Below are 24,679 nucleotides of genomic sequence, written 5' to 3' on the forward strand. Positions count from 1 at the left end.
AAATGTGAGTACAAAAAAGAATGTCGTTTTATTGGATCGGGTTACTCTGGGTGACGGCGTATCACTGGAAGCGTTTCAACAGCTTTCATTACCGCTGGAAATATACGATCAGAGTCAACCAGAAGATATAGTTGAACGTTGTCGTGATGCGGTAGCGATTTTCACCAATAAAGTGGTGATTGATGAGTCGACACTCTCTTCACTCCCCAACCTTCGATATATCGGAGTAATGGCAACGGGAACAAATAATATTGATCTTGCTGCGTGTGATCTGCGAGGAATTAAAGTCCAGAACGTAGAAAGTTACAGCACCGCATCTGTTGCCCAACATACCATGGCTTTGATTCTGTCTCTGGCGGGCTCTGTTCCTGCTTACACCCAAGATGCTACCAACGGCAGCTGGGAAAAAAGCGACAGATTCTGTCTACTGAATCATCCGATCATGGAACTGGAGGGTAAAACACTGCTCATTGTCGGTTATGGTGACTTGGGTAAGGCCACTGCCAGGCTGGCAGAAGCTTTCGGTATGAATGTGTTGAAGGCTAAAGTGCCAGGTTCGCCGACAACCTCTGAAGACAGGTTGGAGTTAGACGAAGGATTGAAACAGTCAGATGTCGTCAGTTTGCATTGTCCTTTGAGTGAAAGCACTGCCAACCTGATGGATCAGAGAAGACTGTCACTGATGAAATCCGGGGCTATTCTGATCAACACCGCCAGAGGCGGGCTGGTAGACGAGAGTGCTCTGGTTTCGGCACTGGAAGCAGGACGACTGGGAGGCGCCGGGTTTGATGTGTTGACAGAGGAGCCCCCCAGACACGGAAATATCCTGCTCAGCACGTCTCTGCCAAATTTGATGGTCACTCCCCATTGCGCCTGGGGAAGTCTCGAGTCGAGACAACGTCTGGTCAATTTTGCGGCAGAGCACTATATACGTTTTCTTCAGGAGTAGGAGTCAGTTTCCTTTACGAAACTGGAAAGCCATCGGGTATCCAGACCATGCACGCGAGAAGAGTCAAGGCTCAGCTACAAGCCATCGACACTGCAAACGTAATTGATGATATTGACCTTCCGGGCTACGGCCTTCATCCACTGGTAGGAGACAGCAAAGGAGTATGGTCAATAACAGTTAAAAAAAACTGGCGCATCACATTCGAATTTACTGATGGCAATGCATACATATTGAACTACGAGGATTATCACTGATGAGAATGCACGATCCACTCCACCCGGGAGAGTTTATAAAGCAAACCTACATGGAACCAGCCAAAGTTAGCTGCAGGCAACTGTCTGAGGCTCTGGAGGTCTCACCCTCAACTTTGAACAGGATTTTGCAGGGAAAAAGCGCTATATCCACTGAGATGGCCAGAAGACTTTCCATGGTTATTGGCAGAACTACGGAAAGCTGGCTGGTTATGCAGAACAACTACGACATCTGGCAATCAGAGCAGTCAGTAAAGCTCAATACTCTGAAGCCTTTCAAATTTTCTTTTGCGTGATCACTCAGGCCCTTTTTTGGAATCAGGGGTATAGGTAAAGCGATAGAAAATATCCACAGCCTGAGCCAGACCACTGACGACCTGAAGATAGAGTCTGGGCATGAGTTCATAGCGAACTTTCACTTCGCTGACTGAGTCAAAAACCCCTGCACCGTATTGCAGGCGGAGACCGGGGGCTATGTAGCCACCAATGGTGATTCGGGTATCATCGCCACTGCCTTCAGTATCCAGAGAGACATCGCTGAAACCAAAGGATTCACCAAGCGATGTGGCGATACCACCAAATCGGGAAACACCAAGCCCTACCAGCATCGCCTGGACACCGGAACTGTCATCTCCTTCCAGACCCCGGCCTCGCAGCAGATAGGAGAGCTGCTCCTGTTGCGGCATTTCCGGGCTGGAATAAACGGTCCACTCAGGTTTTTTTACAGAGCCACTGACCTTGATGCCGACCTCAACATTATCTTCGATGGTTTCCGGATTTCGAATGGCATTGACCAATAGATAGGGGGAATCGATAGGCCCCTGAAAAATGATTTTTCCTTCCTTGATCAGTAAATCCTGGCCCAGCTGGTGGTAACGACCTTCAATTAAATTAATGGTGCCGCTTCCTTCCAGGGGTTTGTCAGGAAGCTGTAGAAGATCCAGATGCCCTGCCAGTCTGGCTTTGAGACCGAAAGCATTGAGCCGGATATCGTCTCCCAGTATGACTCGTACCTTCATCGAAAACAGCTGTAAGGCCTGTTCGTGGAGCTCAGAAGTTTGTCCTTCCTGCACTATTACTACATCATCTGAGACTGAAACTGCACTCTCCGGAAGACTGTTGATGGTAATGCGACTCCAGGGAATTCGGATAATACCCGTCAGTGTTATCTTTTCAGACAGTGTCAGCTTAAGGTCGGGAGAAACTTTGATCTCCCCCATGCCAGGGTATTTAACATCCAGGTTTTGCCCTTTCAGGGTGATGATACCGGCAGGCTGCCGAAAATCTTTCCAGCTTAGCTGACCTCCCAGATCCAGTGAGCCCTTACCTACCTGCATTTTGCCTTCTACTGTGCCTGAGTCACCGTTCACATTGAGGTAAGTATTAAGTTCAGAAACGCTGACAATGTCTCGTGTGGTATTGGCATAACCATTTTCAATGGCCAGTCGGCCATAAAAAAGAGGTTTGGCAAGAGAGCCTTCCAGTCGGCCCCGGGCAGAAAAAGTACCTTTCAAATCGCTAACTTCAGGCAAGAAAGGCGCAAATATTTCCAGCAATAATTGCTCAATATTCAGCTGGCCACTGAGGGTTTTCCGGTTTTTCAGATCATTGACGGCTATGGTCAGGTGGCTGCGTCCCAACGTGTCTGAGAGGAAGTTTAGGGAGCTTTGCAACTGATTGTTGACGATTCTGGCTTCCATGTTGAGCTGGCTGTAATCGCCGGACAGATCATAAGCCTGAAGTTTTCCGGGGCTTGAAGAAAGCTTTAACGACAGTTTCGGCTGGTTATCCTGCCAGCTTGCTTCCCCTTTTGAGTTAAGCATCGCCTGCCAGCCAAAATCGGTGGGAAAAAAGGCTTTGAATCTTTCAGGTGCGAGTTGCTCAATGTGAAAGGAGAGAAGTCCTGAATCTTTGCCCAAGTGGCTGGATTGAGCACAAATACTGGAAGGGGATGATTCCAGACAGAATTCAGAGAATGAAGCGCTGGCTGCCGAGGCTTTGATATCAACAGGCTTTTTCAGTGACCAATCTCCGAATTCTGTGTTCAGGTCACTGCGGGTGAGCTGTCCCTGCCATTGTTCGTTGTGGTAGCTGCCAGCCAGGGTGATGATGCTCTTGAGCTCTTTACCCTGGGTTGAGAGCCGAACCTGATGTTGTTTTTCATTGCCTCTGGCTTCAAGCAAGATCTGGTTAAGCGTGTGTGTGCCCTGTTTCAGTGCCTCTATGCTGATGCGAGCCTGCCCCAGAATCTGTTCTTTCTTTACAATTTGACCTTTTGCCGAGAGGTCTTTGACGACTGTGTCCAGATAACGAACTGAAGAGCTGTCCAGTTGAAAGTTCAATCTGGGTTGCTTTTTGCTCCCGGATACATGGATTAAACCTTTCACCTCACCCTTAAGGCCGGGATAAAGTTCTGCCAGTTTTGAAGCATTGAGTTCTGCTTCTATGTCCCATTGTTTATCAATAAGACCATGAGCGTTTAACTGGTTTTCACCGACTTTGGCATTGAGGTGATCTACCTTCCAGTTAAAAAGATGATTGATGTCCAGTGTGCCGGAGAGCGAGACGGGTTTGTCCCTGAGTTCTCCGGTGATATCCATTTCAGAAATCACCAGGTGCCAGATTTTACCGTCCAGATTAAAACGGCTTTTCATAACGCCATCCAGTCTCGCAGGATACTGAGGTAAGAGGCTGGCTGTGTTCAGACTGTTGAGATTCACCTTCCCATTCCAGGCAATCCCCTTTGTCCAGTTCAGTCGGCCTGAAAGATCTGCATCACCTTCAGGGGTTGAGAGATTGAGACGATGGATCGCAATATGCTCAAGGTCTCCCCGTGCCTGGAGTAAGACCTTTACCCGGATTTCTTTATGAGTCCCGGAAGTGGCCAGGACATTGGATTTGGCCGTGGCGCTGGCATCCAGTTGATAGTCGGCCAGAGAACCTTGAAGGCTGGCCTTCAGATTTTCTGGTTGGAGCTTTTTATCGAAGGAGGCTGGTTGAATTTCAACGGTTGCTGACAGTGGATAATCGCCGCTCAGTGTTATTTTCCCGTGCAGGCTGGCTTTGCCCAAAGCATGTTCAACCTTGAACTCTTGGATATTGATTTGCGATTGCCGGGCATCAGACGACAAAAGTATATTACTGACTTCTTCCTTAATCTCACCCTGTTCATAAGTGCCTTTATCCAGAGTCAGCTTTTTGACAGTGATGGGCAGAGGTAGCTCTATCTCTGGCAATATCAGTCCGTCGCTGGCAGGTGTTTGTGCTTTATCAGGCGCTGGTAGTTTAATTAAAAGATTTTCCAGTCCCAGTTCATCAATGACCAGTCTTCCTTCGAGCAGCATTTGTGGTTGCCACTGCAAAGAGAGTCGGTTAGCTGTGAACGCCATATCCTGATCCACCCAGCCTGGATTCTGGAAGACAAGGCCGTTGGAAATTGATCCCTGAACCAATTCACCGTGAAGTTCAGGTAATTGTGAGCGAGCCAGGTTCCACAGCCAGAGGTTGCCGGTATGAGTCAGCAGCAAAAACAGCATCAGGCAGAGGAGAGTGACAAGAGAGGTTAAGATACCCAGAGCCGTCTTCATATTTCTGGCCCCATAGAAAAGTGCAGTCTATAAGGGGTGCCAGGTTCACTGACAGCGAAGGCCAGATCCAATCTCAGCGCGCCCAGTGGGGTTATCCAGCGGATGCCGAAGCCGACTCCGGTTTTCCAGTCGTCCCTGTAGTCATTGGTGGCAGTCCCGTAGTCAACAAAAACAGCGGCTCGCCAGTGTTCCAGAAACTGGTAATTGTATTCCACACCGAGCGCAGTCATATATTTTGCCCCCGTCAATTTATCGTTGTCGTCTTTGGGGGCAATGCTTTCATAGTCATAGCCTCTTACCGTCTGGTCACCTCCAGTGAAGAAACGAATAGAAGGGGGTATTTTGCTGACGTCGTTTATCCAGATAGCACCTTGTTCAATTCTACCAATGAAACGGTGTTTTTCTGCCAGTGTTGTTAAACCTTTAGTACGGCCCCATAGCTTCACAAAGTTCTGATCAGAGGCAAAGAGCTTATCCGAAAATTCTGCCGTGGACATGATCAGGTAGCCGCTCCGGGGGTCGAGCTTCCCGCCTCTGGCGTGGCGTCGGGTCATGGAAATGCCCGGGATGACCAGAAAGCTTTCGCCACTCTGAAGGCCCTGTTTGTAGCTTTCGTATTGAATTCTTAAAAACAGGTCTCGGTCCCAGCCATGTGGGTTTTTTTTCCATTTATGGATGGACGTCGATCCAAGGTTACTGATGGTGTCTTCCTGTCGCTTATATTGATAACCCACCTGAAGGTCATAGAATTCAGTTAATGGGTTGCCGTAGGGGATTTTATAGCTGGAAGTCAGTTCGGCTCTTGGGGCTGAGAGCAGAGCCTCATTGGTCAGGCTGTGCCCTTTGTCATTGATCATGGGGATATCCCAGGTCAAAGAAAGCCTGGGGCCTTCGTCAGTAGAATAACCGACACCGGTTTCAATCTCATGATACCTCTTGGGAATGACACCGATATAAACAGGGACATGGTAGTCTTCGGTTTTATCCCGCATGGGGAGGATATCGATTTGCTGGAAATAGCCTGTTGAGGCCAGCTCTTTGTTCAGGTTGCCCAGCTGAACCGATTGATAGTTTGAGCCGGGCTTGAAGGTCAACATTTTCTCGATCAGGGCTTGGGTATTTTCAGGGATTTCTCTATAAACAATGTTCCCAAAGCGGTAACGCCTGCCAGAGTCAAAAACCAGTTCGACATCCGCCGCATTTTCTTGTGGATAAACTTTGACTCTGTGGGTTTGCATCTGAGCGTCGAAAAAACCGAGAGACTGGGCCTGGGTGTTAAGCTCCGTTTTAAGTTCTTCATATTCTCCGCTATTGAAGACAGTACCTTTTTTAAGGGGGGAGCGTTTGACGATCCTCTTGAACGACCGGTTTTTTCGGGCCTCTCCTTTCAGTTCTATTTTGATGGTGCGGATAAGTACGGGTTGTCCCGGATCAACATGAATCTTGAGCTGGTCAGTATCTTTGCCATCCATCTTCATGGAAATGGTTGGGTTGAAATAGCCCAGGGCTTGCAGAGATTTCTGAACGGCCTCAAGAATACTGCTTTGATAGCCAGGCAATTCTCCGGGCTCAATAGCAGGCAAAGTTTGCAGAAAGCGTTCGGCATTCCGCTTCAGCCCGTCTTCCAGACCCTTAATCTCATAGGTCAGATGGGATCGGGCCTGGCAAACAGAAGGAAGGGCTGAAAGCAAAAGTACGATAATCGATAGAAATTTATTCAGTTTACCCACTGGCGACCATTTGTTGAGAGTAAAGTTGTTGAGAGAAAGTGGCGGGACTGACCGATATCGTAGAAGGTCTGTCGATCTATCTCAATAAAAAGCAGCGTCAGGCAGTAGATTCCCGGATTCTCATGCGTTTTAACGTCGGCCGCCATCGGTTTATAATTCTTGCAACCATGGTCACACTTCTCTAAAATCCTCCGCTCTTTGTAAGCTGGGCGTGGTGTGCAGGCATCTTTCAGGTGACTGTCATCTCCGATCCATCTCCTTGCCTTACTGCTCTGTGAATGGAACCTGTGTTTCACTCAGTGTGGGAGGCTGTTTAACCCGTAAGGAGCAAATAATGCGTCATTACGAGATTGTTTTTCTGGTACATCCTGACCAGAGCGAGCAAGTACCAGGCATGATAGAGCGTTATACACGCGCTATCAGCGAAAACGGCGGTCAGGTACACCGTCTTGAAGATTGGGGCCGTCGTCAGCTGGCTTATCCAATCAACAAGATCCACAAGGCTCACTACGTTCTGATGAATATCGAGTGCAGCAATGAGATCCTGGACGAACTGACAGATAACTTCCGTTATAACGACGCAGTTATCCGTAACATGGTGATCCGTCGTGATGAGGCCGTTTCCGAGCCATCCATCATGATGCAGGCTGAAGAGAAACGTGAACGCCGTGACGATCGTCGTGAAGATCGTCGTGAAGAGCGTCGTGAAGAAGCTGCTGAAGCTCCGGAAGCTGCTGAAGAAGCTGCCGAGTAAGTCGTCCTTGATACTGCTTTAGCTCAAGGCTGTTTCAGCCCAGGCTGGCAGGATTAAGAACATCACCATTTGTTGAATTCAAGGAGACGTTGCAATGGCACGTTTTTTCCGCCGCAGAAAGTTCTGCCGTTTCACCGCTGAGGGCGTGAAAGAGATTGATTACAAAGATCTGAACACCCTGAAAGCTTATGTTTCTGAAACTGGCAAGATTGTACCAAGCCGTATCACCGGTACCAAAGCCCGTTATCAGCGTCAGCTGGCGACAGCTATCAAGCGTGCGCGTTACATCGCACTGCTGCCATATACTGATCGTCACTGATCAGTCGGCAAACTCTGGAACTGAAGGTATTGCTTGATGCGTAAACTGGCGGAACTGGCAATGAAAAGCCCGAAACATTCCTTGTTTCTGGCGGTCATATTTGCCTGTATTCCCATGCTTTTCTGGTTGAGTGCGGCTATTGTATCTCTGGTGATACTGCGTCGCGGCATTGACCACGGACTGAAAGTCCTGATTTGGGCTTTGTTACCCGGAATAGCCTGGGCCGCCTTTGGTCAGTACAGCGTATTGATCGGGTTGGCAACCACAGCGTTGCTGGCTTGCGTCCTGCGCCAGACTGTCTCATGGCCGAAAACCCTGTTGGCTGTTGTGCCGCTGGGAGGCCTCGTGGCTTTTGCCATGTACCAGATATCACCGCAGATGATCAGCGTCATGGCTGGCACTGTGATGGAGTTTCTGAAAAAGAGTCTCCAGGGCAGTAGCAGTCTAGAGGCTCTGCAACCGGGTGAACGTCTGAGACAGGTCCTGGAGTACGGCGTAGCGGGTGCTCTGGCCTGGGTGCACATACTGTTTTGTGTCCTGGCTTTGATGCTGGCGCGCTCCTGGCAGGCCGATCTCTATAACCCCGGAGGATTCGGTGAAGAATTCCGCAAGGTGCGGTTACCCGCAGCTGTCGGGGTAGGTCTACTGACCATCACTTTGATGGGGTCGGCACTGTCACCTGTGATGACTGCCCTGGTACCCATCGCATCGTTGCCACTGTTTATTGCAGGTCTGGCGCTGGTCCATGGGCTGGTAAAACTGCGTCAACGGGGCAGCTTCTGGTTGATTGGACTGTATATGCTGTTGATCACCCTTACGCAACTGGCATACCCGGTTATTGTTTTGACTGCTTGTCTTGACAGTCTGTTTGATTTTCGCAACCGCGTGAGTAAGCAGATTCAGGGCTGACAGGCACTAGGTATAAGGTAAGAGGCTAGCGATGGACGTTATCCTGCTTGAGAGAGTTGCCAACCTTGGCAACCTGGGCGACAAGGTAACCGTTAAAGCCGGTTACGGTCGTAACTTTCTGATTCCTTTCAGCAAGGCTGTGCCTGCTACCAAGGAAAATGTTGAAGCTTTTGAAGCTCGTCGCGCCGAGCTGGAAAAGGCTGCTAACGAAAAGCTGGCTGCTGCCCAAAAGCGCGCAGCTGAAATGGCTGAAATCGAACTGACCCTGACCGCCAAAGCGGGCGACGAAGGCAAGCTGTTCGGTTCTATCGGCTCACGTGATCTGGCTGAAGCCATCACTGGTGCTGGCGTTGAAGTAGCCAAGAGCGAAATTCGCATGGGCGAAGGTCCCATTCGCGCTACTGGCGAATACGACATCGCCATCCAGCTGCACACCGACGTTGCAGCGACTATCAAGGTATTCGTTGAAGCTGAATAAGTTCGGTTGTAACCACGCCTGATAGAAAAATACCCGTGGGCTTAGGTCCACGGGTATTTTTTTATGTGCCTTTTGTCCTGCCTCTTCATTCGCCGTCATTTCAGTCAAAAGATTGTTTTATACCAATCGAACTTTCTAACTCCCTATTGCGCTGAAGATTTGAGCCTTAATTCTGCGTTGGCGATCGTCGCCATAGCTAAGGCTATGACTCCTCACGCCGCCTTGTCTTAAGGCTCAAATCTCCATGCTCATCACGGGAGTTAGAAAGCACGATTGGTATTAAATCTGTCATCTTAAATACATTTCACTGTAATTCTTGTGTCGTTTAATGAGCCTGCTTTAGAGGATATTACACAACAAATAAAGCTGGCTTGAACGAGTAGATATTACATGAGCAAATATACTTTTGATCCGACGGTGTATAACTCCAGTGATAACAGGCCGATCTCGGCAGTGCTGGAAAAAGAACTCTCCCGCCGCGGTGTTCTGAAACGTGGGGGTGCGCTGGCAGCATTTAGTGCACTGGCCAGCTTTGGTTTAACGGGCTGTAACGATGACGACTCTGACGATGTTTTTTCATCAGAGCTCTCTCTTGGCTTTGACTCTATTTCCGGCTCCAAGACCGATGCTGTGTCTGTACCTGCTGGCTACTCCGCTCAGGTTCTGGCGCCGTGGGGAACGCCACTGAATGATTTAGCGGCAGAGTGGAAAGATGATGGCACCAACAGTTCCACCGATCAGGCGAATGCTACTGGCATGATGCATGATGGGATGCATTTCTTCCCCCTTGAAGGCAGCAGTACTGAAGGTCTGTTGTGTATAAACCATGAGTTTATTGATCAGACGCGACTGCATCCGAATGGGGCAACTGACAATAATGGTGTACGTCCTGCTGAGGAAGTTCGCAAAGAAATTAACGCTCATGGTGTTTCAGTGGTTCACATCAAACTGACTGATGGCGTCTGGGATGTGGTTAAAAACAGCAACTACAACAAGCGTTACACTGCAGGCTCTGAAATGGATCTGACCGGGCCGGTGGCAGACAGTGATCTGCTGATTACCAAATACACGGATGAAAAAGGGAATAAAGCCCTTGCCCGGGGCACCAACAATAACTGTGGTAATGGTCACACTCCCTGGGGGACTTATCTGACCTGTGAAGAAAACTGGCCTGGCTATTTTACCCGTTCCGATGACCCGTCTAACTGGACTGAAGAACAAATACGTCTGGGTATCAGTTCCAGGGGGACCCGTTATGATTGGGATACTGTTCTATCTTCTGACGAAAACGAAACCGGCGAGTTTGCCCGTTTTGATGTAACTCCGGGCTCCGGAGATGAGACTGAGGATTTCCGTAACGAAGCTAATGGTCACGGATACATTGTAGAAATAGACCCCTATAATCCACAGGCTAAAGCGATTAAACGGACGGCTCTGGGTCGCTTCCGTCACGAAGACTGCTCATTTGGCAAACTGGAAGAAGGTCAGCCCGTTGTTTTCTATTCTGGCCATGACAGCCGGTTTGAGTACATCTACAAGTTTGTTTCCAAAGAGCTCTGGGACGCGGCAGATGCTGACTCTGAAGATCGTCTCGCCACCGGTGCAAAGTACATGGATGAAGGTACTTTGTATGCCGCTCGCTTTGATGAGGAAGGTCAGGGTGTGTGGTTGCCCCTGACTCCCGATGCCACCACTAAAGACGGTGGAAGGTTAGGTGATATCTCAGGATTCACGACTCAGGCTGAAATTATCCTGAACACGCCGGGTGCAGCTGATCTGGTAGGCGCTACCCCCATGGACCGCCCCGAATGGACTGCGGTAGATCCGAAAACCGGCTCTGTTTATGTGACACTGACAAACAACACTGATCGTGATAACCAGGACGGCAATTCTGATACCGACACCAACGTGGCCAACCCTCGTGAAGGAAATGAGTATGGCCATATTATTCGCTGGAATGAAGGGGCTGATCCAAGCCAGTTTACCTGGGAGTTCTTCCTGTTCGGCTCTTTTGCATCTGAAAGTGCCCTGGTGAATCTCTCTGGATTGAATGAAGCCAATGAATTTGGCAGCCCGGATGGTCTGGCCTTTGATGACCGTGGTTTGTTGTGGATTCAGACAGACGGTGGTGTCAATGAAAACACCAATGACCAGATGCTGGCCATTATTCCATCTGAGCTAAGCAGTACTAGTACTGAGGACTTGTTAGCCGTTAACGCCGACAACCAGCAGCAACTGAAGCGTTTCTTTGTCGGGCCAAATGGTTGTGAGGTGACTGGTCTGGCGTTTACACCGGATCACCAGAGCTTCTTCCTGAATATTCAGCATCCATCGAACTGGCCTGCCGCCGGGTCAACCGATGCAAAGGATGAAAGTGGTGCGAACAGGGCGCGTTCTGCCACGGTGGTTGTTATGAAAGACGGTGGTGGTGAAGTGGGGGTTTAATAGCCGTCACCTGACTGCCAATTTGACAAAGCCGATGATTGGAATGCTCATCGGCTTTTTTTTGTGAAAAACATTTTGTTATGTCGTTTTCCATTGGCTGGTGGCGGAACAAAACCAGCTGATCAGGTACTTATATATCATTGCGCCAGAGCCAATCCAGTGGCACCGCCATGCAGTTTTTTGTCTTGAGTGGCAGTGCATTGTTACCACAATAAATCAATACGCCACCTTTAAAGTGTTTGTCGGCCTGGTCAGCAAGTCGCCTTAAGCCTTCTCCGTCTTTTTCCTGAATACTGATAGCTTTTTTAATTTCTATACCGTAGATATCACGATTGTGTTCGATGACCAGGTCTACCTCCACCTGATCTTTATCCCGGTAATAACTGAGGTGGACAGGGTCATCCAGCCATTCGGTCAGAGCTCTTATCTGCTGTATTACAAAACTCTCCAGAATGGGACCGAAGGGGGTCGAATAGTGCTGCCATTCTTCAGCTTTCAGTCGATTCAGCCTGCTTGCCAACCCACTGTCTGCGATATGAATTTTAGGTGCTTTTATCAGGCGTTTGGCAGCATTATTATGCCATGCTGGCAAACGGTAGAAGAGAAACAGGTGTTCCAGAATACCGATGTATTTATCGGTGGTCTCGCGTCGTATTTTCAGGTCAGTGGCGATACTACTGGTATTGAGCAGATTGCCAGTACGAAGAGATAGCAGCTCAGCCAGCTTCAGCATTTCATCTTCGTCACGGATGTTGGCAATATCCCGAATATCATTTTGAATAATGGTCTGAAGATACTGATTAAACCATTGTCCTGCACGATGGGGTGTGCGGGTGTTGGGCTCAGGAAAGCCGCCCCGACAAACCCGTTCAGCGATACCATGAATTTCTTTTTGCTCACCTTTGATAGAGGCAGACAGGGCTTGTGTGAAGAGTCGTTGTAAAAAGACGGGAGGAGTTGATTCTTTTTCCGCTTCTGTCAGTGGATGCAGATGCAAAATTTCAATACGCCCAGCAAGCGATTCTTTGACTCTGGGCAATAACATCAAGTTGGCTGAGCCTGTCAGCAGAAAGCGGCCAGGTTTGCGATTGCGATCAACTTCAGCCTTGATGGCAAAGAGCAGCTCTGGAACCCGTTGGACTTCATCCAATGTCACGTATTCAGGCAGGTTCTGTACAAATCCAGCTGGGTCGTCTTTGGCGGCTTGCAATACAGAAGCATCATCAAAGGTCAGGTAAACTCGCTCAGAGTAAAGCTTCCGACAAAGAGTTGATTTGCCCACCTGACGAGCCCCGAGCAGGCAGACTACAGGAGTATCCTGCAAGGCCTCTTCTATTTTTGGTTGTAAGTAGCGTGGGAAATTTGGCATCAGAAGGTGTTTCAAGTTTCGGCTAATTGTCTATTACTCTAGCGTCTATTTGACGGTTTATAAAGCGTCTAATTGCCTATTTAGCTTCCGGCCAAATGTCGGTTTATTTCTTTTTCTACTTTTTTATATATTAAAAACAAGTAGTTATATCGGTCTTTTGGTAGCTTAAGTATATGGCTTTTTGCAGGCCGAAAATGGCCTGCTATCGCTTTAAATCTTGCCAGGCTTTCCCGATAAATACGGACCTTGGCGCAGGGTCGTTCTCAAGAAGACTTTTTCATAAAAGGCGTCATCCTGGCAAACAAAAGTCCAAGTTCAAACAACATCCACATAGGTCCAGCCAGCAGGCTCTGGGAGATAACGTCGGGTGGTGTCAGAAGCATACCGATCACAAAACAGCCCACCACGATATAAGGACGTTTCCTGGAGAGGGATTCAACGGTGCTCATGCCAGACCAGATCAGTAACAGCGTTGCGACAGGGATTTCGAAGGCCAGCCCGAAGGCAAAAAACAGTTTAAGAATAAAGTTCAGGTAGCTGCTGATGTCGGTCATCATGGTGACCGTTTCAGGCCCGGTCGTGGTAAAGAAACCAAAGATCAGTGGGAACACCACAAAATAGGCAAAAGCGACACCGGTATAAAAGAGTATGACGCTGGTTATGAGTAATGGAATGGCCAGATGCTTTTCATTCTTGTACAGGCCGGGAGCAATAAATCCCCAGACCTGATGGAGAATAAAGGGAATGGCCATAAACAGGGAGAGCACAAGACTGAGTTTAAACGGAGCAAAGAAAGGGGAGGCTACATCGGTGGCTATCATACTGGTGCCTTCGGGCATTAGCAGGCGCAGAGGCTCGGAAACCAGCTCGTAAATGTCATTGGAAAAGTAAAACAGCCCGACAAAGAACAGCAGGGTAATCACCATACTTTTCAGCACACGAGTACGTAACTCAAGCAGATGCTGAATCAGGGGTTGTTCCGATTGAACCGTTGGGGTTTCAGTCTTCATAAATGTCTCGGCAGGCATCAAATAGAGGCAGTGTTCAGGCTGCCTTTATTTTGGAATCGGATGGTTTGGAGAGGTTTTCAGTAGCTACGGTTGCTTCCTGTTTTAGAGATCGAACCTGTTGATTCAGCTCCTCCAGCTGAAGATCCTGCTTGATCTCATCGACCTTTAGCTCTCTATTGACCGTTTCTCTTATAGTGCTGGCGCTGCTGCGCAGATAGTTGATCCACTGCAGACTGGTTTTTATCGCGTAAGGCAAGCGCTCAGGCCCCAGAATCACCAGGGCGAGCACTGAGATAACCAGCAGTTCGGCAAAGCCAATATCAAACACGCTGAAGTCCTCAGGCTTTGTTATGACTCAGTTCCCTGCTCTTTTCGGTGTCCTGGCTATTGCCCGCAGGGATTTCTGCTGAACTTGAGTCATCGCTGATGCTCTTCTTGAAGCCCTTGATCGCTCCACCCAGGTCACTGCCAAGACCCTTAAGTCGTTTGGTGCCAAACAGCATGACAAGGATCAAAAGTACGATTAACAGTTGCCAGATACTGATACCGCCAAGGCCCATAGTGATTCTTCCTTTATGATTCTTTGAAAATGGTCACTATAGCGTTTCATTATGGAGAAATTATGACAAGTCCCTGACTGTTCTGGACACTTGGGATTCACCCTCAATCAAATCGAATGCTTCAGCAGTCAAATAAAATTGCAACAATCGCAAAATCAATTACGCTAGCAGCCTGTCGGACTTAAGCGTCCGTAGCGAGGATTGCAAGAAATTGAGGATAAAAATCTCTGTTTCTGAGGAGAATAGCGAGCTATTTGACGAAGAAACAGGGATTTTTAGACCAATTTATTGCAACCGCAGTAGGACAGTCTTAAGTCCGACAGGCTGCTAGACACAAGATAAGTCATTAAAAAGTGAATTTATCTTGTGGGTTTCAGCTACAAAGCTCGCCAAGATTGAAGGCGTAACCAGCCAAACTATAAGGCGCAAGATCGAAAGCGGTCACTACGAAAAAGTGAAGCAAACCAGTGGTGGTCACTTCCGCATATTCATTAGCCAGTAAAGGAAGATATGCTATGCAAGAGTCAGTTCTGGAAAGCAAAAATCCAGCATCGACACGCAAAAGCATATCTTACTCCAAAAACATCCTGACGCAGAATTTATCAGCGACATTGCCAGTGCTTTCAACTTTAAGCGAAAAGGACTGCAAACCATTCTGGAATCACCGGTGTGCGGAAATCCAACCCATATTGTGGTTGCCACAAAAGATCGCCCCACAAAAGATCGCCTTGCCCGATCAGGGTTTGGACTCATCAAATGGCTTGTTGAATTATCGGGAGGACACATCGAGGTTTTGGATGACCCGGATAACGCCAGTGAGTCATTCGACACCCAAGAGCTTATCGGTTTCATTACCTCATTCTGCAATAGCCACTACGGGAAGCGATCTGCTAAAAGACGCAAAGGACGCAAAGATAGTAGCGTCAAAAAAGATCAGGTTTTACCCAGAGAATGAGCAAGCCTATCACGATGCCCTGATACTCTATCGCAGGTCGTACAACCTTGCTGTTGAGCGTTTCCGCAACGATGACTATAAAGATGCCAGCGGAAAATTCATCAACATGCGACCTGCCATTAAAGCTCAAGTGAAGCAAGAGCAAAAAGAAAGTGGCAGGGCTTATAACTCGCTTGTTTCTGATAATGGAACACTGGCGGCAGCGGCTACATTCAAAGCGGTCTGCAAGCACAACAAGAAGCTCAAGGGAGCTAAAGAGGGCTTTGCAGAAATCAGTTTCAAAAGCCGCAAAGGTAGCAGGCACTCATTCTCTATTGACCGTTTGCCAAAGGGATTAAATCCCTGCGTACAGGCTCTTGGCAAGATTCACCTGACAGAAGATGTGCCAGCAGAAGCGATTGGCAAGTCTTGTGTCATAACCTACGACAAAGGTCGCTGGTTCATTCAGGTTCAACAACATATTGAACTAAATCCCGAAATCCAAGGGAAGGTTAGATGCGTTGGAGTTGACCCCGGAGTTCGCACCTTTGCCACTTGCTACAGCGAAAAAGAGGCGTTGATAGCGGGTAATAACGTTGCAAAAACAAAGCTGTTCCCACTGATGAAGCAAGTGGACAGCTTGATCAGTCAAAAGCAAAAAATCCTGAACACGCAGAAGGGCGTTGAGTTCCCCGATATGCCCCAGTGGGCAAGAGATCGGATTATTCATTTCAACAGGGAAATTGACCGGCTGAAATGCAAAAAGGATGACATTGTTCTTGATCTGCATAACCGGCTGGCGTTCGAGTTGGTGTCGAAGTACGACGTTGTATTTTTGCCAACCTTTGAGACAAGAGGTATGGTCACACGCAAAGATAAGAAGGTTCGCACCATTCGCCGTAACACCTGCCGCCAGATGCTTGACCTCAATCACTACCCATTCAAAAAGCGGCTTAAGTGGTACGCAAAAAAGTATGGAAAGCATGTGGTTGATTGCAACGAAGCCTATACATCCAAGACTCGATCATGGAACGGTACCATTGACGAAAAATTAGGTTCTTCCAAAATTATTAAGGGTGAGGGCTTCACCGTTGATCGTGATATCAACGGTGCCAGAAATGTCTTTCTTAAGTGTTTGACAAGGTAGCTTGAACCTTAGCCATAACAGCGAGCGTTGCGCTCGTTGCGGTTTTAATCAAGAGTTTAGTCACCCATCAAGTTGCTGTATTCTGTAAGCTCCGATTTTGGTATTCATGAATCATGCTGGAAGCACTGCCCCAAGAAAGCGAACTGCCCATTGATGAAGCAACCGTAAGCCTGAAGACCCCTCCTCATTCCATTGAGGCGGAGCAGTCTGTGCTCGGTGGCCTGCTGCTGGATAATGAAGCCTGGGATAAAGTGGCCGACAAGATCACGGCTGACGACTTTTATCATCCCCGTCACAAAATTATTTTCTCGTCGATGGCTAAATCGGCGAATGAGACGCTTCCCTTTGACCCCCTGACACTGGCCGCCACCCTGGAGAATCAGGACGAACTGGAACAGGCCGGTGGTATGGTGTACATCACCGAGCTGGTGGCCAATGTTGCCGGTATTGCCAATATTGAGGCTTACGCCGGCATCATTCAGGAGCGTTCTGTTTTCAGAAAGGTGATCAATGCCAGTCAGAAGATGGCTGAAAGCGCCTACAATCCGGAAGGTCGGGACAGCCAGACAGTACTGGATGAAGCTGAACGACTGGTTTTCAACATCGCTGAAGAGCGCCCCAAAACCGGTGGCCCGGTGGGTGTTCGGGAAATCCTGGACAACACGGTTCAGAAAATTGATGAGCTTTTTAACGCTGGTGATGCCATCACCGGTATCACCACAGGCTTTAGTGATCTGGACAATATGACCTCGGGTATGCAGCCGTCGGATATGATTATTGTTGCTGCCAGGCCGTCGATGGGAAAAACGACGTTCGCGATGAACCTGGTCGAAAACGCCCTGCTAAATACCGAAAAAGTCGTCATGGTCTTCAGCCTCGAAATGCCCTCTGAGCAGCTGATGATGCGTATGTTGTCCTCTCTGGGCCGAATCAATCAGGGCAAAGTGCGTTCCGGTAAGCTGGAAGAAGACGACTGGCCGAAGCTGGTGTCAGCGGTGGAGAAAATCAAGGACAAAAAACTGTTTATTGATGACACCGCAGGCATCAGTCCTTCAGAAATGCGTTCCCGTATCCGTCGTGTAGTTCGTGAACATGGTGACATGGCCATGATTATGATTGACTATCTGCAGCTGATGCAGATTCCCGGTTTCAGCGAAGGTCGTACCAACGAAATTTCGGAAATTTCCCGATCCCTGAAAGCCATCGCCAAGGAGTTTAACGTACCGGTGATTGCGCTGTCTCAGCTTAACCGGTCTTTGGAGCAACGCCCCAACAAGCGTCCGGTCAACTCCGACCTCCGTGAATCCGGAGCGATTGAGCAGGATGCCGACGTCATCATGTTTATCTACCGTGACGAGGTCTATAACCCGGATACCGAGTTTAAGGGTATTGGTGAGATCATCATTGGTAAGCAGCGTAACGGCCCTATCGGTTCAGTAAGATTGGCCTTTATTGGTCAGTACACCCGGTTTGAGAATCTTGCCCCCGATGCTTATGTCAACTTTGATGATGAATAAGCAGGAAGTTATAGGTGTCGAACCTGTTCAGAAATTTGCGACTGATATTCTCGAAGGAGGAAAGGTTGCCTTTAATCAACGTCGTAAAAAGTACGGATTTAATTGAATATGCGCAAATCAGAGCTACTGGAAATTATTGCCAATGGCGAAAACTCAGGCGTTGAATTCAAGCGAGATGATATTCGTCCTGAGCAGCTTGCTGAAGAAGTAGTAGCGATGGCTAACCTCAAAGGAGGTATGCTGCTACTGGGTGTGGAAGATGACGGCTCCATTAGCGGTATAGCACGAGACAGACTAGAAGAATGGGTGATGAACGCTATTGCAGATAAAGTTCATCCCATGTTACTGCCTTACTACGAAGAAGTTCAGCTTGATTCTGATAACCGTGTTGCTGTGGTCAGCTTTACGGAAGGGGTATCAAAACCCTATGTGTTAAGGCATAAAGGCCGTGAAGATGTCTTTATTCGGGTTGGTTCAACATCCAGAAGAGCCACAAGAGAGCAACAGGCAAGATTGTTTGCCAGCGGCGGAATGCTCCATACCGAAGCTTTGCCTGTAGCAGGCTCCAGCTATAACTCTCTGGATCATGAACGACTGTCTGATTATCTGAAAAATGTTCTCGCAGACCCTGATATTCCCCAGAATAAGTCTTCATGGGTTAATCGGTTAATTGGATTAGGGTTTATGGCTGAGGGTATCAGCTCTCCAGTTTGTACTGTTGCGGGTATGGTATTGTTTGGTACTTCCCCCAGACGTTATTTGAGGCAGTCCGGAATCAGGGTAGTTGCGTTTGATGGAGAAGATAAAACCTATCAATCGAAGATTGACAAGATATTGGATTTTCCATTGGTTGGACTCTGGAAAGAAGATGAAGCGGGTGAGCGTCGTTTGTCAGAGATGCACTTTGGGCTTATTGAGAGGCTCGTTGATCTGATTGAACCCTATATCAGCGAAGAGTCTGGAGAAATAGACAGTCACTTTCGCAGGGAAAGGCGCTGGTACTACCCTAAAGCAGCTGTAAGGGAACTGGTTATTAACGCTCTTGCGCACAGGGACTGGACCCGGTCTGTCGATATTGAAATAGGTATCTATAATGACCGTCTGGAATTAATCAGCCCCGGCACTTTACAGAATTCTATGACCATCGAAAAAATGTTGGCGGGTCAGCGCTCTCCGAGAAATCCTATTGTAGTTGAGGTTCTCAGGGATTACGGCTATGTCGATGCCAGGGGAATGGGTGTGCGAACTAAAATCGTACCTCTCCTGAAACAATATAACGGGAACGAGCCGCACTTTGAACTAACGGAAGACTACCTCAAGACAACCTTCTACAAGAAAAAGTAGGAAAAAGTAAGAGGAAGGAAAATCTGCGACATATTGTTGGGCAGTAAGCGCTCATTTGAGGACGCTGCCCGTTTTTGGCAGGGAAAAGCTTTCTGAACACGAAATTAAGACTCTGGCTCACAGCTGTTTTATTGATGACACCGCAGGCATCAGTCCTTCAGAAATGCGTTCCCGTATCCGTCGTGTGGTTCGTGAGCATGGTGACATGGCCATGATTATGATCGACTATCTGCAGCTGATGCAGATTCCCGGTTTCAGCGAAGGTCGTACCAACGAAATTTCGGAAATTTCCCGATCCCTGAAAGCCATCGCCAAGGAGTTCAACGTACCGGTGATTGCGCTGTCTCAGCTTAACCGGTCTCTGGAGCAACGCCCCAACAAGCGTCCGGTCAACTCCGACCTCCGTGAATCCGGAGCGATTGAGCAGGATGCCGACGTCATCATGTTTATCTACCGTGACGAGGTCTATAACCCGGATACCGAGTTTAAGGGTATTGGTGAGATCATCATTGGTAAGCAGCGTAACGGCCCTATCGGTTCAGTAAGATTGGCCTTTATTGGCCAGTACACCCGGTTTGAGAATCTTGCCCCCGATGCTTATGTCAATTTTGATGATGAATAAGCAGGAAGTTATTAACGCTCTTGCGTGCAGAGACTGGACCCGGTCTGTCGATATTGAAAAAGGCATCTGTGCTTTGGTAATTCATTTTGATTCCCTTCTGTTAATTGCCTACAGTGTTAGGGCAATGGAGGTATTTATGGAAAACTTGTATGACAAAGATTATCACCAATGGCTTACCCTACAGCGGGAGCTACTTGCTCAGCGACAGTTTGACCAGCTTGACATAGAGAATTTGATGGGGGAGCTGGAGTTGGGCATTAAGGACCATATTCGTGAGTTAAAAAATCGTTTAGCTACTTTGATAACTCATCTTCTGAAATGTGATTATCAAACAAGTGTATTAATAGGCACTGTAGCAACTGAAAGAGTACCAAGGGTATGGTTAATTACTATCAACAGATCAAGAAACAACATTAACAAACTTATTGCGGATAATCCTTGTCTAAAACCACAAATAGAAGATGTACTAAACAGTACATATCCTGACGGTAAAAAAGATGCGATTAAAGAAATGAATATTTATGTTAATAAAAATCAAAAGTTAAATGAAAATAGTTTCCCGGATCAGTGCCCGTGGTCTTACGAGCAAATAATGACTGAAGACTGGTATCCGCTAAATGGCGTCAATATCGACGACTGAAGGTTGGCTGCCGGAGGCTGACAATGACTGATTTATACAAAACCGACTACACCCAATGGCTGAGTCAATAGCGTGAACCTTCTACAAGAAAAAGTAGGAAAAAGTAAGAGGAAGGAAAATCTGCGACAAATTCTTGGGCATGTCGGTGAGGATATAAGGGGTTGGCTCACTGTGTATGCCACCCTTGCTACAAGCGTGAGGCATTTATATACCACATAATGGGCAGCTTCGAGGATGTTCTGCTCTCGCTTTACTTAAACACAGTGTGCAAAACCAGTGGTACACACAAGCTGATGCTCCCGGGTATTGGACTTGGTTTAAACAAATTGCACAACTTTCAGCCAAAAGATAAAAGCTTGCGTAGTCAACAAAATATGAAAACACGTAAGTAACAATTCCATAGCCAAAAGAATGACCTAAAATGTACAATGTATTCAACCAGCTCTTTTCTCTCTCGTTATCAGCTTCCAGAAAATGTAAGTTCAAGATGTAATCTTGCAACGCTGATTTAATATCAGGCTCATTGCTATGGTAAAGTTCAAAGTACCCATGCTGTAAATTACAAATATTTAACAGCTGGGTTTTTGCTCGTTTGTTACCCATATTGATAGTCATAAACTTACTGAGCCCTTCTCCCGTCACTACGTTTAGACTGTATTTTGATAAAATTTCAATTTGCAATAATTTCTCGGGATTCTTTAGCTCAATGCAAACATTTGTTAAAACAAACCTGTTAAGAACACTAACTGCTTTTTCTGCTTTTTCCTCTTTTTCTAAATTTTTATCTTTATTTGACATGCATGAAGTTTCAAACCACCAATCCCCTTTTTGGCCATATGTTGAATCTAAATGCATGAGGTTATGCTCTGATGATATGTTTTTTAAATCTATGCTTAACTTTAATTTTCCGTCAATAGAAACAGGGTAAATAATTGAATTGTTCAATATCTGAATACAGTCTGAATTATTTTCACTTTGCAATAATGTTTTATTCAGTAATTCAAATTCTAAAATGATGCCATAAGCATAATTACTTTTAATAATTTTTGGTTTCAGTGATCTGGAATTACGATCAAGATGTCTTGAAGCAAATATTCTATCAATCAGGTAGTCTTTCGTAAGAATTGTTGAAATTACTGACAACGTCGTAAGGTGAAAAGGCCTGATATTCTGATCGAATCCCAGATTATAGTGCTCCTTAAGCTGTAAGTAATTAATGGTTGTTATAACTGGGAGCAATACAGAATTAATTCTCACAATATTCTCTATGTGAATTTCTTCGAAATAAGCAAACAAAGTGCTTGAGTAAAAACATAGGCAAAAGGTAAGTAAACGCATTTTTATTTACTAAATCAAAAGTGTTCAGAGTATATAGCAAAGCCTAAAAAAAAATCCAGTCGACTGCCTTTGGCATTAGTCGGAAGAAGTGTGAAAGTTTTTTCTATTTTTCCAGTGGATGATTCACGAGCCAAAATCCACGCTAGCCTTGGCTGTGATCGGAGATAGCACTATTTTAGTTGCTCTATTCTCGTTCGAAATTCTATCAACATTGTCGCTGACGGCGGGGCTGCCAGGATAACAAATACAGGCAAAGGGTTGGCATGTTGTGTTCGCCACCCTTACTGCAAAGGTTACAGGTTCTAAAAAACAAGCTCGCTCCTGGGTGAAATTTTGTCTCGCATTTTTATAACTTGTTTTTGCTTAGACTCTTCATTAATGAAACTTCTGCTTAATAATTGTCGTGTTTCTAAAGGAAGCTGATCATGCCAGATATCAGGATCCTCAGATAAAGCTTTTGCATCAGACTCGTTGAAATCATCTGAGAAGCAAGCATCGTTAAACTTATAAGTTAACTCGTAATATTTATCGTTTAGAGCGCCACATTTTATTTTCAACTGTATTTTTGATAAAAATAGTGCAGCATTGATAAGGCGTGATGATGGAGGCTCATAAAAACGTGTTCCTTTTTTATGGACGCTATCAAAATCGATTAATTTTATTTTATTTTTCAGACAAATCATATTTTCAGGTTTGAAATCCCTTTGCGTAACACTTATCGACTCAAGATGATTTAAAATCTCAAGAACTTGGAAAATAATTTCATGAAATTGTGAAACTGATAATTTTGAGAAGTTTTCATCTAAAAATTGATAGAGGTTGCTTTTCCCTAATTCCATCACAATGTACATTTTGTCATCTTCTTCCAGAACGCCAAAGTATTCAACAATATTAGGGTGGGGATTGGCTATTAAGGTTTGTATCGTCTTTTTCTCATCAATAGCATTCTCCGCTTTCCAACCTATCAAAGGAATAACTTTTATGGCTATATCACATTTACGTTCAGTTACGCACTTTGACCGATACACATCACCGCATGCGCCACCATCAATTTTATCTTTAAACTCGAACATATGAGCTTTTGGTATACATCCCTGTGCAAAGCCATGAAAACACTTATCTTCACTTTTACTTTGTACATCAATTTTCATCCTTTTAGAGGCTAAGCCTGAAATATCCATATTAACTCCCTGATTTAATTCATCCCTGTGGCACAGACTCTGAAACTGGCGTCATGTTGCAATCAATAACGAATGCTACTAAAACATGAAAAACCATTTGAACCCAATAAACATATTGGATTCAAATGGCTGCGTAATAACAGGCGATTTGATAGGATTTCTAATGTCAGAACTCATCTTTTTTGGATGGTTTTAATGCGCAAGCTACCTTTTCTGCTGCATTTTCTCCATTATCCCTGTTGTATAAACGTGTTTTCATAACATCAGAACTAATATCAATTTTCATTACACGCCCAGCGAGATAATCAAAATATAATTCATGAGAAGCTCGCTTGCTTAATAGCTCTTTGGCTTGATCTACAGTCATTGGAGCAGGATCATAGTGGAGCATTCCCAATCCTTGAGGTTTAGCTCTATTATAAAGAGCTGCCAGTAGTTCAGCTTTATCAAGAGTGCTTATATTCACTCTATTATGAGCAAAAACTATATCGCAAGTTTCAGATACAGCCTCCGCACTAATTGCCAGTGTTGCCATCAATATCATTAGCGTAAATTTATTTTTCATGGACTCTAGACCCTTTTTGTGAAACCTTAAAAAAATTAGACAACACCCAGCCCAGAAGGTTCCAAATAAAAATGACCATCATCAAAGCAACCAAAGAAACAAGTCCATAGATCATGGTTGGAAGCTGGTTAAAGTTTCTGTCGCCAGATACGGCGGGTTTTCGATATAACAGGAGGTCTTTTGGTATTGCATGTTGGTTGTTTATGTCATTCTTGTTTAAAACCAGACAGAAACCATCAACATCATAGAATACACTCATCATAGGCGCAGGAGCCCTGTCAGCTATCTATAGTCTGCAACCGAAAGATGGTTAAATCGCCGGGGCTCTTGTCTTTTTTAAATCGAACTCAAGTTCAATGAGCGCATTGCTGAGAAAGGCCCGATAACATGAAGCAAGGTATTCGGTTAGTGTTAGTCCTGGTTACCATGATGCTTCCTTGTACAGGCTATTCCGGAGATGACAGATACGACGCTTACCTGCCTTTGACAGAATTAGCGCTCATGCAAATGTTCAAAACCTTTATAGGGGGGAGCTCCTCCAGAAGCCTTTTCAATCTTGAAGAGTTTTCATTATGGTCATTTAACAGGGATCACCATTCATCTGACGGATTTCTGGGAATTGACGAGCAGACTGTTGATGGTCAGCTGAGAGTGACCGCCAGGTTCCAAATTACTGCAGTGAATACTCCCCCTGATATGAGACTCCGACCATCAAATTTCATTGAAATGGGGGCCAGGAGTAAGGCTTACTTTACGTCTGTTTTGCAATTGTTGACTGAATATTTTCGGACGCACTTCAACACTGATAAAGTTTATTATCTGGGCCGAGCCAATCTTGGTCGTAATCAAGGATCAGCAGTAGTCGAAGGCCCTGATTATCATAATTATGATAGTGACTATGCTTTGGGTGGATTTAGTGACAGCAGTGATGATGAAGGAAAAGCTTCTGAAGAAGATACTGAAGCTGGAGCAAGCAAAAAAAAGTATAAATGTTATGACCATTCACATATTGATGTCTGTAGTTTACGGA

26 protein-coding genes are annotated in these 24,679 nt (G+C 46.3%); 16 read left to right on the top strand and 10 right to left on the bottom strand.

All coding sequences use genetic code 11. The features are described from left to right. Positions 1-4: 4 nt before the first annotated feature. Genes ACOMHB_RS25615 through ACOMHB_RS25625 form a run of 3 tightly spaced genes read left to right on the top strand, consistent with a single transcriptional unit; the run spans position 5 to position 1,496 of the window. Positions 5-949 (top strand): D-2-hydroxyacid dehydrogenase, encoded by a 945-nt coding sequence (locus tag ACOMHB_RS25615; protein WP_448218876.1) that lies wholly within the window; start codon positions 5-7, stop codon positions 947-949. Further along, the gene (locus tag ACOMHB_RS25620; protein ID WP_448218582.1) at positions 868-1,203 is read left to right on the top strand and encodes a type II toxin-antitoxin system RelE/ParE family toxin; all 336 of its coding nucleotides are present in this window, start codon (positions 868-870) and stop codon (positions 1,201-1,203) included. The genes ACOMHB_RS25615 and ACOMHB_RS25620 overlap by 82 nt, the downstream gene beginning before the upstream one ends. Continuing rightward, positions 1,203-1,496, top strand: coding sequence for a HigA family addiction module antitoxin (locus tag ACOMHB_RS25625; protein WP_422135687.1), 294 nt, complete (start codon positions 1,203-1,205; stop codon positions 1,494-1,496). Before ACOMHB_RS25620 ends, ACOMHB_RS25625 begins: the two co-directional genes overlap by 1 nt. Here ACOMHB_RS25625 and tamB read toward each other — a convergent pair whose 3' ends face one another. Beyond that, on the bottom strand, positions 1,497-4,787 hold the full coding sequence (gene tamB / locus ACOMHB_RS25630) for an autotransporter assembly complex protein TamB (protein ID WP_448218581.1): 3,291 nt from the start codon (positions 4,785-4,787) through the stop codon (positions 1,497-1,499). It lies immediately after the preceding gene. Beyond that, positions 4,784-6,517 carry an autotransporter assembly complex protein TamA gene (gene tamA, locus ACOMHB_RS25635; protein ID WP_448218580.1) on the bottom strand — a complete coding sequence of 578 codons (1,734 nt, stop codon included), beginning with the start codon at positions 6,515-6,517 and terminating at the stop codon, positions 4,784-4,786. The genes tamB and tamA overlap by 4 nt, the downstream gene beginning before the upstream one ends. Before the next feature lie 38 nt (positions 6,518-6,555). On the opposite strand from tamA, the gene ACOMHB_RS25640 reads away from it, so the two are divergent. From ACOMHB_RS25640 to ACOMHB_RS25665, 6 genes are all read left to right on the top strand, one after another. Further along, a complete protein-coding gene (locus ACOMHB_RS25640) occupies positions 6,556-6,702 on the top strand; it encodes a hypothetical protein (protein WP_422135684.1) in 147 nt (48 codons plus the stop codon). A 149-nt stretch (positions 6,703-6,851) separates the two neighbouring features. Further along, the gene (rpsF, locus tag ACOMHB_RS25645; protein WP_422135683.1) at positions 6,852-7,271 is read left to right on the top strand and encodes a 30S ribosomal protein S6; all 420 of its coding nucleotides are present in this window, start codon (positions 6,852-6,854) and stop codon (positions 7,269-7,271) included. 94 nt (positions 7,272-7,365) lie between these two features. Then, positions 7,366-7,590: a 30S ribosomal protein S18 gene (gene rpsR, locus ACOMHB_RS25650; RefSeq protein ID WP_034835335.1), complete on the top strand. Its 225-nt coding sequence runs from the start codon at positions 7,366-7,368 to the stop codon at positions 7,588-7,590. A 36-nt stretch (positions 7,591-7,626) separates the two neighbouring features. Further along, entirely contained in the window at positions 7,627-8,499 is an 873-nt protein-coding gene (locus ACOMHB_RS25655) for a YybS family protein (protein WP_422139152.1), read from the top strand. Between the two features lie 31 nt (positions 8,500-8,530). Then, on the top strand, positions 8,531-8,977 hold the full coding sequence (rplI, locus tag ACOMHB_RS25660; protein WP_317144724.1) for a 50S ribosomal protein L9: 447 nt from the start codon (positions 8,531-8,533) through the stop codon (positions 8,975-8,977). Positions 8,978-9,367: 390 nt separating this feature from the next. Continuing rightward, positions 9,368-11,422 (top strand): PhoX family protein, encoded by a 2,055-nt coding sequence (locus ACOMHB_RS25665; RefSeq protein WP_448218579.1) that lies wholly within the window; start codon positions 9,368-9,370, stop codon positions 11,420-11,422. 130 nt (positions 11,423-11,552) lie between these two features. Here the strand turns inward: ACOMHB_RS25665 and ACOMHB_RS25670 are convergent, their stop codons facing one another. From ACOMHB_RS25670 to ACOMHB_RS25690, 5 genes are all read right to left on the bottom strand, one after another. Further along, complete coding sequence (locus tag ACOMHB_RS25670; protein ID WP_448218578.1) at positions 11,553-12,791, bottom strand: ATP-binding protein; 1,239 nt, start codon at positions 12,789-12,791, stop codon at positions 11,553-11,555. A gap of 263 nt (positions 12,792-13,054) precedes the next feature. Next, on the bottom strand, positions 13,055-13,801 hold the full coding sequence (gene tatC / locus ACOMHB_RS25675; protein ID WP_422135679.1) for a twin-arginine translocase subunit TatC: 747 nt from the start codon (positions 13,799-13,801) through the stop codon (positions 13,055-13,057). A 34-nt stretch (positions 13,802-13,835) separates the two neighbouring features. Next, complete coding sequence (gene tatB / locus ACOMHB_RS25680) at positions 13,836-14,129, bottom strand: Sec-independent protein translocase protein TatB (RefSeq protein ID WP_422139151.1); 294 nt, start codon at positions 14,127-14,129, stop codon at positions 13,836-13,838. Positions 14,130-14,139: 10 nt separating this feature from the next. Beyond that, positions 14,140-14,361 (bottom strand): twin-arginine translocase TatA/TatE family subunit, encoded by a 222-nt coding sequence (gene tatA, locus ACOMHB_RS25685; protein ID WP_422135677.1) that lies wholly within the window; start codon positions 14,359-14,361, stop codon positions 14,140-14,142. A gap of 373 nt (positions 14,362-14,734) precedes the next feature. Further along, positions 14,735-14,929, bottom strand: coding sequence for a hypothetical protein (locus ACOMHB_RS25690; protein WP_448218577.1), 195 nt, complete (start codon positions 14,927-14,929; stop codon positions 14,735-14,737). Here ACOMHB_RS25690 and ACOMHB_RS25695 point away from each other — a divergent pair, their 5' ends adjacent. The 6 genes from ACOMHB_RS25695 (at position 14,930) to ACOMHB_RS25720 (ending at position 20,565) form a co-directional block, all read left to right on the top strand. Next, positions 14,930-15,316: an IS607 family transposase gene (locus ACOMHB_RS25695; RefSeq protein WP_448218881.1), complete on the top strand. Its 387-nt coding sequence runs from the start codon at positions 14,930-14,932 to the stop codon at positions 15,314-15,316. Continuing rightward, a complete protein-coding gene (locus tag ACOMHB_RS25700) occupies positions 15,294-16,442 on the top strand; it encodes an RNA-guided endonuclease InsQ/TnpB family protein (protein ID WP_448218882.1) in 1,149 nt (382 codons plus the stop codon). Before ACOMHB_RS25695 ends, ACOMHB_RS25700 begins: the two co-directional genes overlap by 23 nt. Positions 16,443-16,555: 113 nt before the next feature. Then, positions 16,556-17,959, top strand: a complete 1,404-nt coding sequence (gene dnaB, locus ACOMHB_RS25705) for a replicative DNA helicase (protein ID WP_317144729.1) — start codon at positions 16,556-16,558, stop codon at positions 17,957-17,959. Positions 17,960-18,067: 108 nt separating this feature from the next. Further along, complete coding sequence (locus ACOMHB_RS25710; RefSeq protein WP_448218576.1) at positions 18,068-19,303, top strand: RNA-binding domain-containing protein; 1,236 nt, start codon at positions 18,068-18,070, stop codon at positions 19,301-19,303. Positions 19,304-19,358: 55 nt separating this feature from the next. Then, a complete protein-coding gene (locus ACOMHB_RS25715) occupies positions 19,359-19,925 on the top strand; it encodes a DnaB-like helicase C-terminal domain-containing protein (RefSeq protein WP_448218575.1) in 567 nt (188 codons plus the stop codon). Continuing rightward, positions 19,915-20,565: a DUF29 domain-containing protein gene (locus ACOMHB_RS25720; RefSeq protein ID WP_448218574.1), complete on the top strand. Its 651-nt coding sequence runs from the start codon at positions 19,915-19,917 to the stop codon at positions 20,563-20,565. The genes ACOMHB_RS25715 and ACOMHB_RS25720 overlap by 11 nt, the downstream gene beginning before the upstream one ends. Before the next feature lie 204 nt (positions 20,566-20,769). Here the strand turns inward: ACOMHB_RS25720 and ACOMHB_RS25725 are convergent, their stop codons facing one another. From ACOMHB_RS25725 to ACOMHB_RS25735, 3 genes are all read right to left on the bottom strand, one after another. Next, positions 20,770-21,822, bottom strand: a complete 1,053-nt coding sequence (locus tag ACOMHB_RS25725) for an RING finger protein (protein WP_448218573.1) — start codon at positions 21,820-21,822, stop codon at positions 20,770-20,772. Positions 21,823-22,205: 383 nt separating this feature from the next. Next, the gene (locus ACOMHB_RS25730; protein ID WP_448218572.1) at positions 22,206-23,084 is read right to left on the bottom strand and encodes a protein kinase family protein; all 879 of its coding nucleotides are present in this window, start codon (positions 23,082-23,084) and stop codon (positions 22,206-22,208) included. Positions 23,085-23,250: 166 nt separating this feature from the next. Continuing rightward, positions 23,251-23,649, bottom strand: coding sequence for a hypothetical protein (locus ACOMHB_RS25735; protein ID WP_422139147.1), 399 nt, complete (start codon positions 23,647-23,649; stop codon positions 23,251-23,253). A 651-nt stretch (positions 23,650-24,300) separates the two neighbouring features. Here ACOMHB_RS25735 and ACOMHB_RS25740 point away from each other — a divergent pair. Next, positions 24,301-24,679, top strand: a 379-nt coding sequence (locus ACOMHB_RS25740; RefSeq protein ID WP_448218877.1) for a hypothetical protein, incomplete at its 3' end; no start/stop codon positions are given.

This window comes from Endozoicomonas sp. 2B-B (genome assembly GCF_053470045.1).

Coding starts and splice junctions, on each gene's coding strand:
- tamB (WP_448218581.1), bottom strand. CDS start 4,787: ATGAAGACGGCTCTGGGTATCTTAACCTCTCTTGTCACTCTCCTCTGC.
- tatA (WP_422135677.1), bottom strand. CDS start 14,361: ATGGGCCTTGGCGGTATCAGTATCTGGCAACTGTTAATCGTACTTTTG.
- ACOMHB_RS25665 (WP_448218579.1), top strand. CDS start 9,368: ATGAGCAAATATACTTTTGATCCGACGGTGTATAACTCCAGTGATAAC.
- ACOMHB_RS25710 (WP_448218576.1), top strand. CDS start 18,068: ATGCGCAAATCAGAGCTACTGGAAATTATTGCCAATGGCGAAAACTCA.
- tatC (WP_422135679.1), bottom strand. CDS start 13,801: ATGAAGACTGAAACCCCAACGGTTCAATCGGAACAACCCCTGATTCAG.
- ACOMHB_RS25670 (WP_448218578.1), bottom strand. CDS start 12,791: ATGCCAAATTTCCCACGCTACTTACAACCAAAAATAGAAGAGGCCTTG.
- rpsR (WP_034835335.1), top strand. CDS start 7,366: ATGGCACGTTTTTTCCGCCGCAGAAAGTTCTGCCGTTTCACCGCTGAG.
- rplI (WP_317144724.1), top strand. CDS start 8,531: ATGGACGTTATCCTGCTTGAGAGAGTTGCCAACCTTGGCAACCTGGGC.
- ACOMHB_RS25730 (WP_448218572.1), bottom strand. CDS start 23,084: ATGGATATTTCAGGCTTAGCCTCTAAAAGGATGAAAATTGATGTACAA.
- ACOMHB_RS25720 (WP_448218574.1), top strand. CDS start 19,915: ATGATGAATAAGCAGGAAGTTATTAACGCTCTTGCGTGCAGAGACTGG.
- ACOMHB_RS25625 (WP_422135687.1), top strand. CDS start 1,203: ATGAGAATGCACGATCCACTCCACCCGGGAGAGTTTATAAAGCAAACC.
- ACOMHB_RS25655 (WP_422139152.1), top strand. CDS start 7,627: ATGCGTAAACTGGCGGAACTGGCAATGAAAAGCCCGAAACATTCCTTG.
- rpsF (WP_422135683.1), top strand. CDS start 6,852: ATGCGTCATTACGAGATTGTTTTTCTGGTACATCCTGACCAGAGCGAG.
- ACOMHB_RS25735 (WP_422139147.1), bottom strand. CDS start 23,649: ATGAAAAATAAATTTACGCTAATGATATTGATGGCAACACTGGCAATT.
- dnaB (WP_317144729.1), top strand. CDS start 16,556: ATGCTGGAAGCACTGCCCCAAGAAAGCGAACTGCCCATTGATGAAGCA.
- ACOMHB_RS25690 (WP_448218577.1), bottom strand. CDS start 14,929: ATGCTTTTGCGTGTCGATGCTGGATTTTTGCTTTCCAGAACTGACTCT.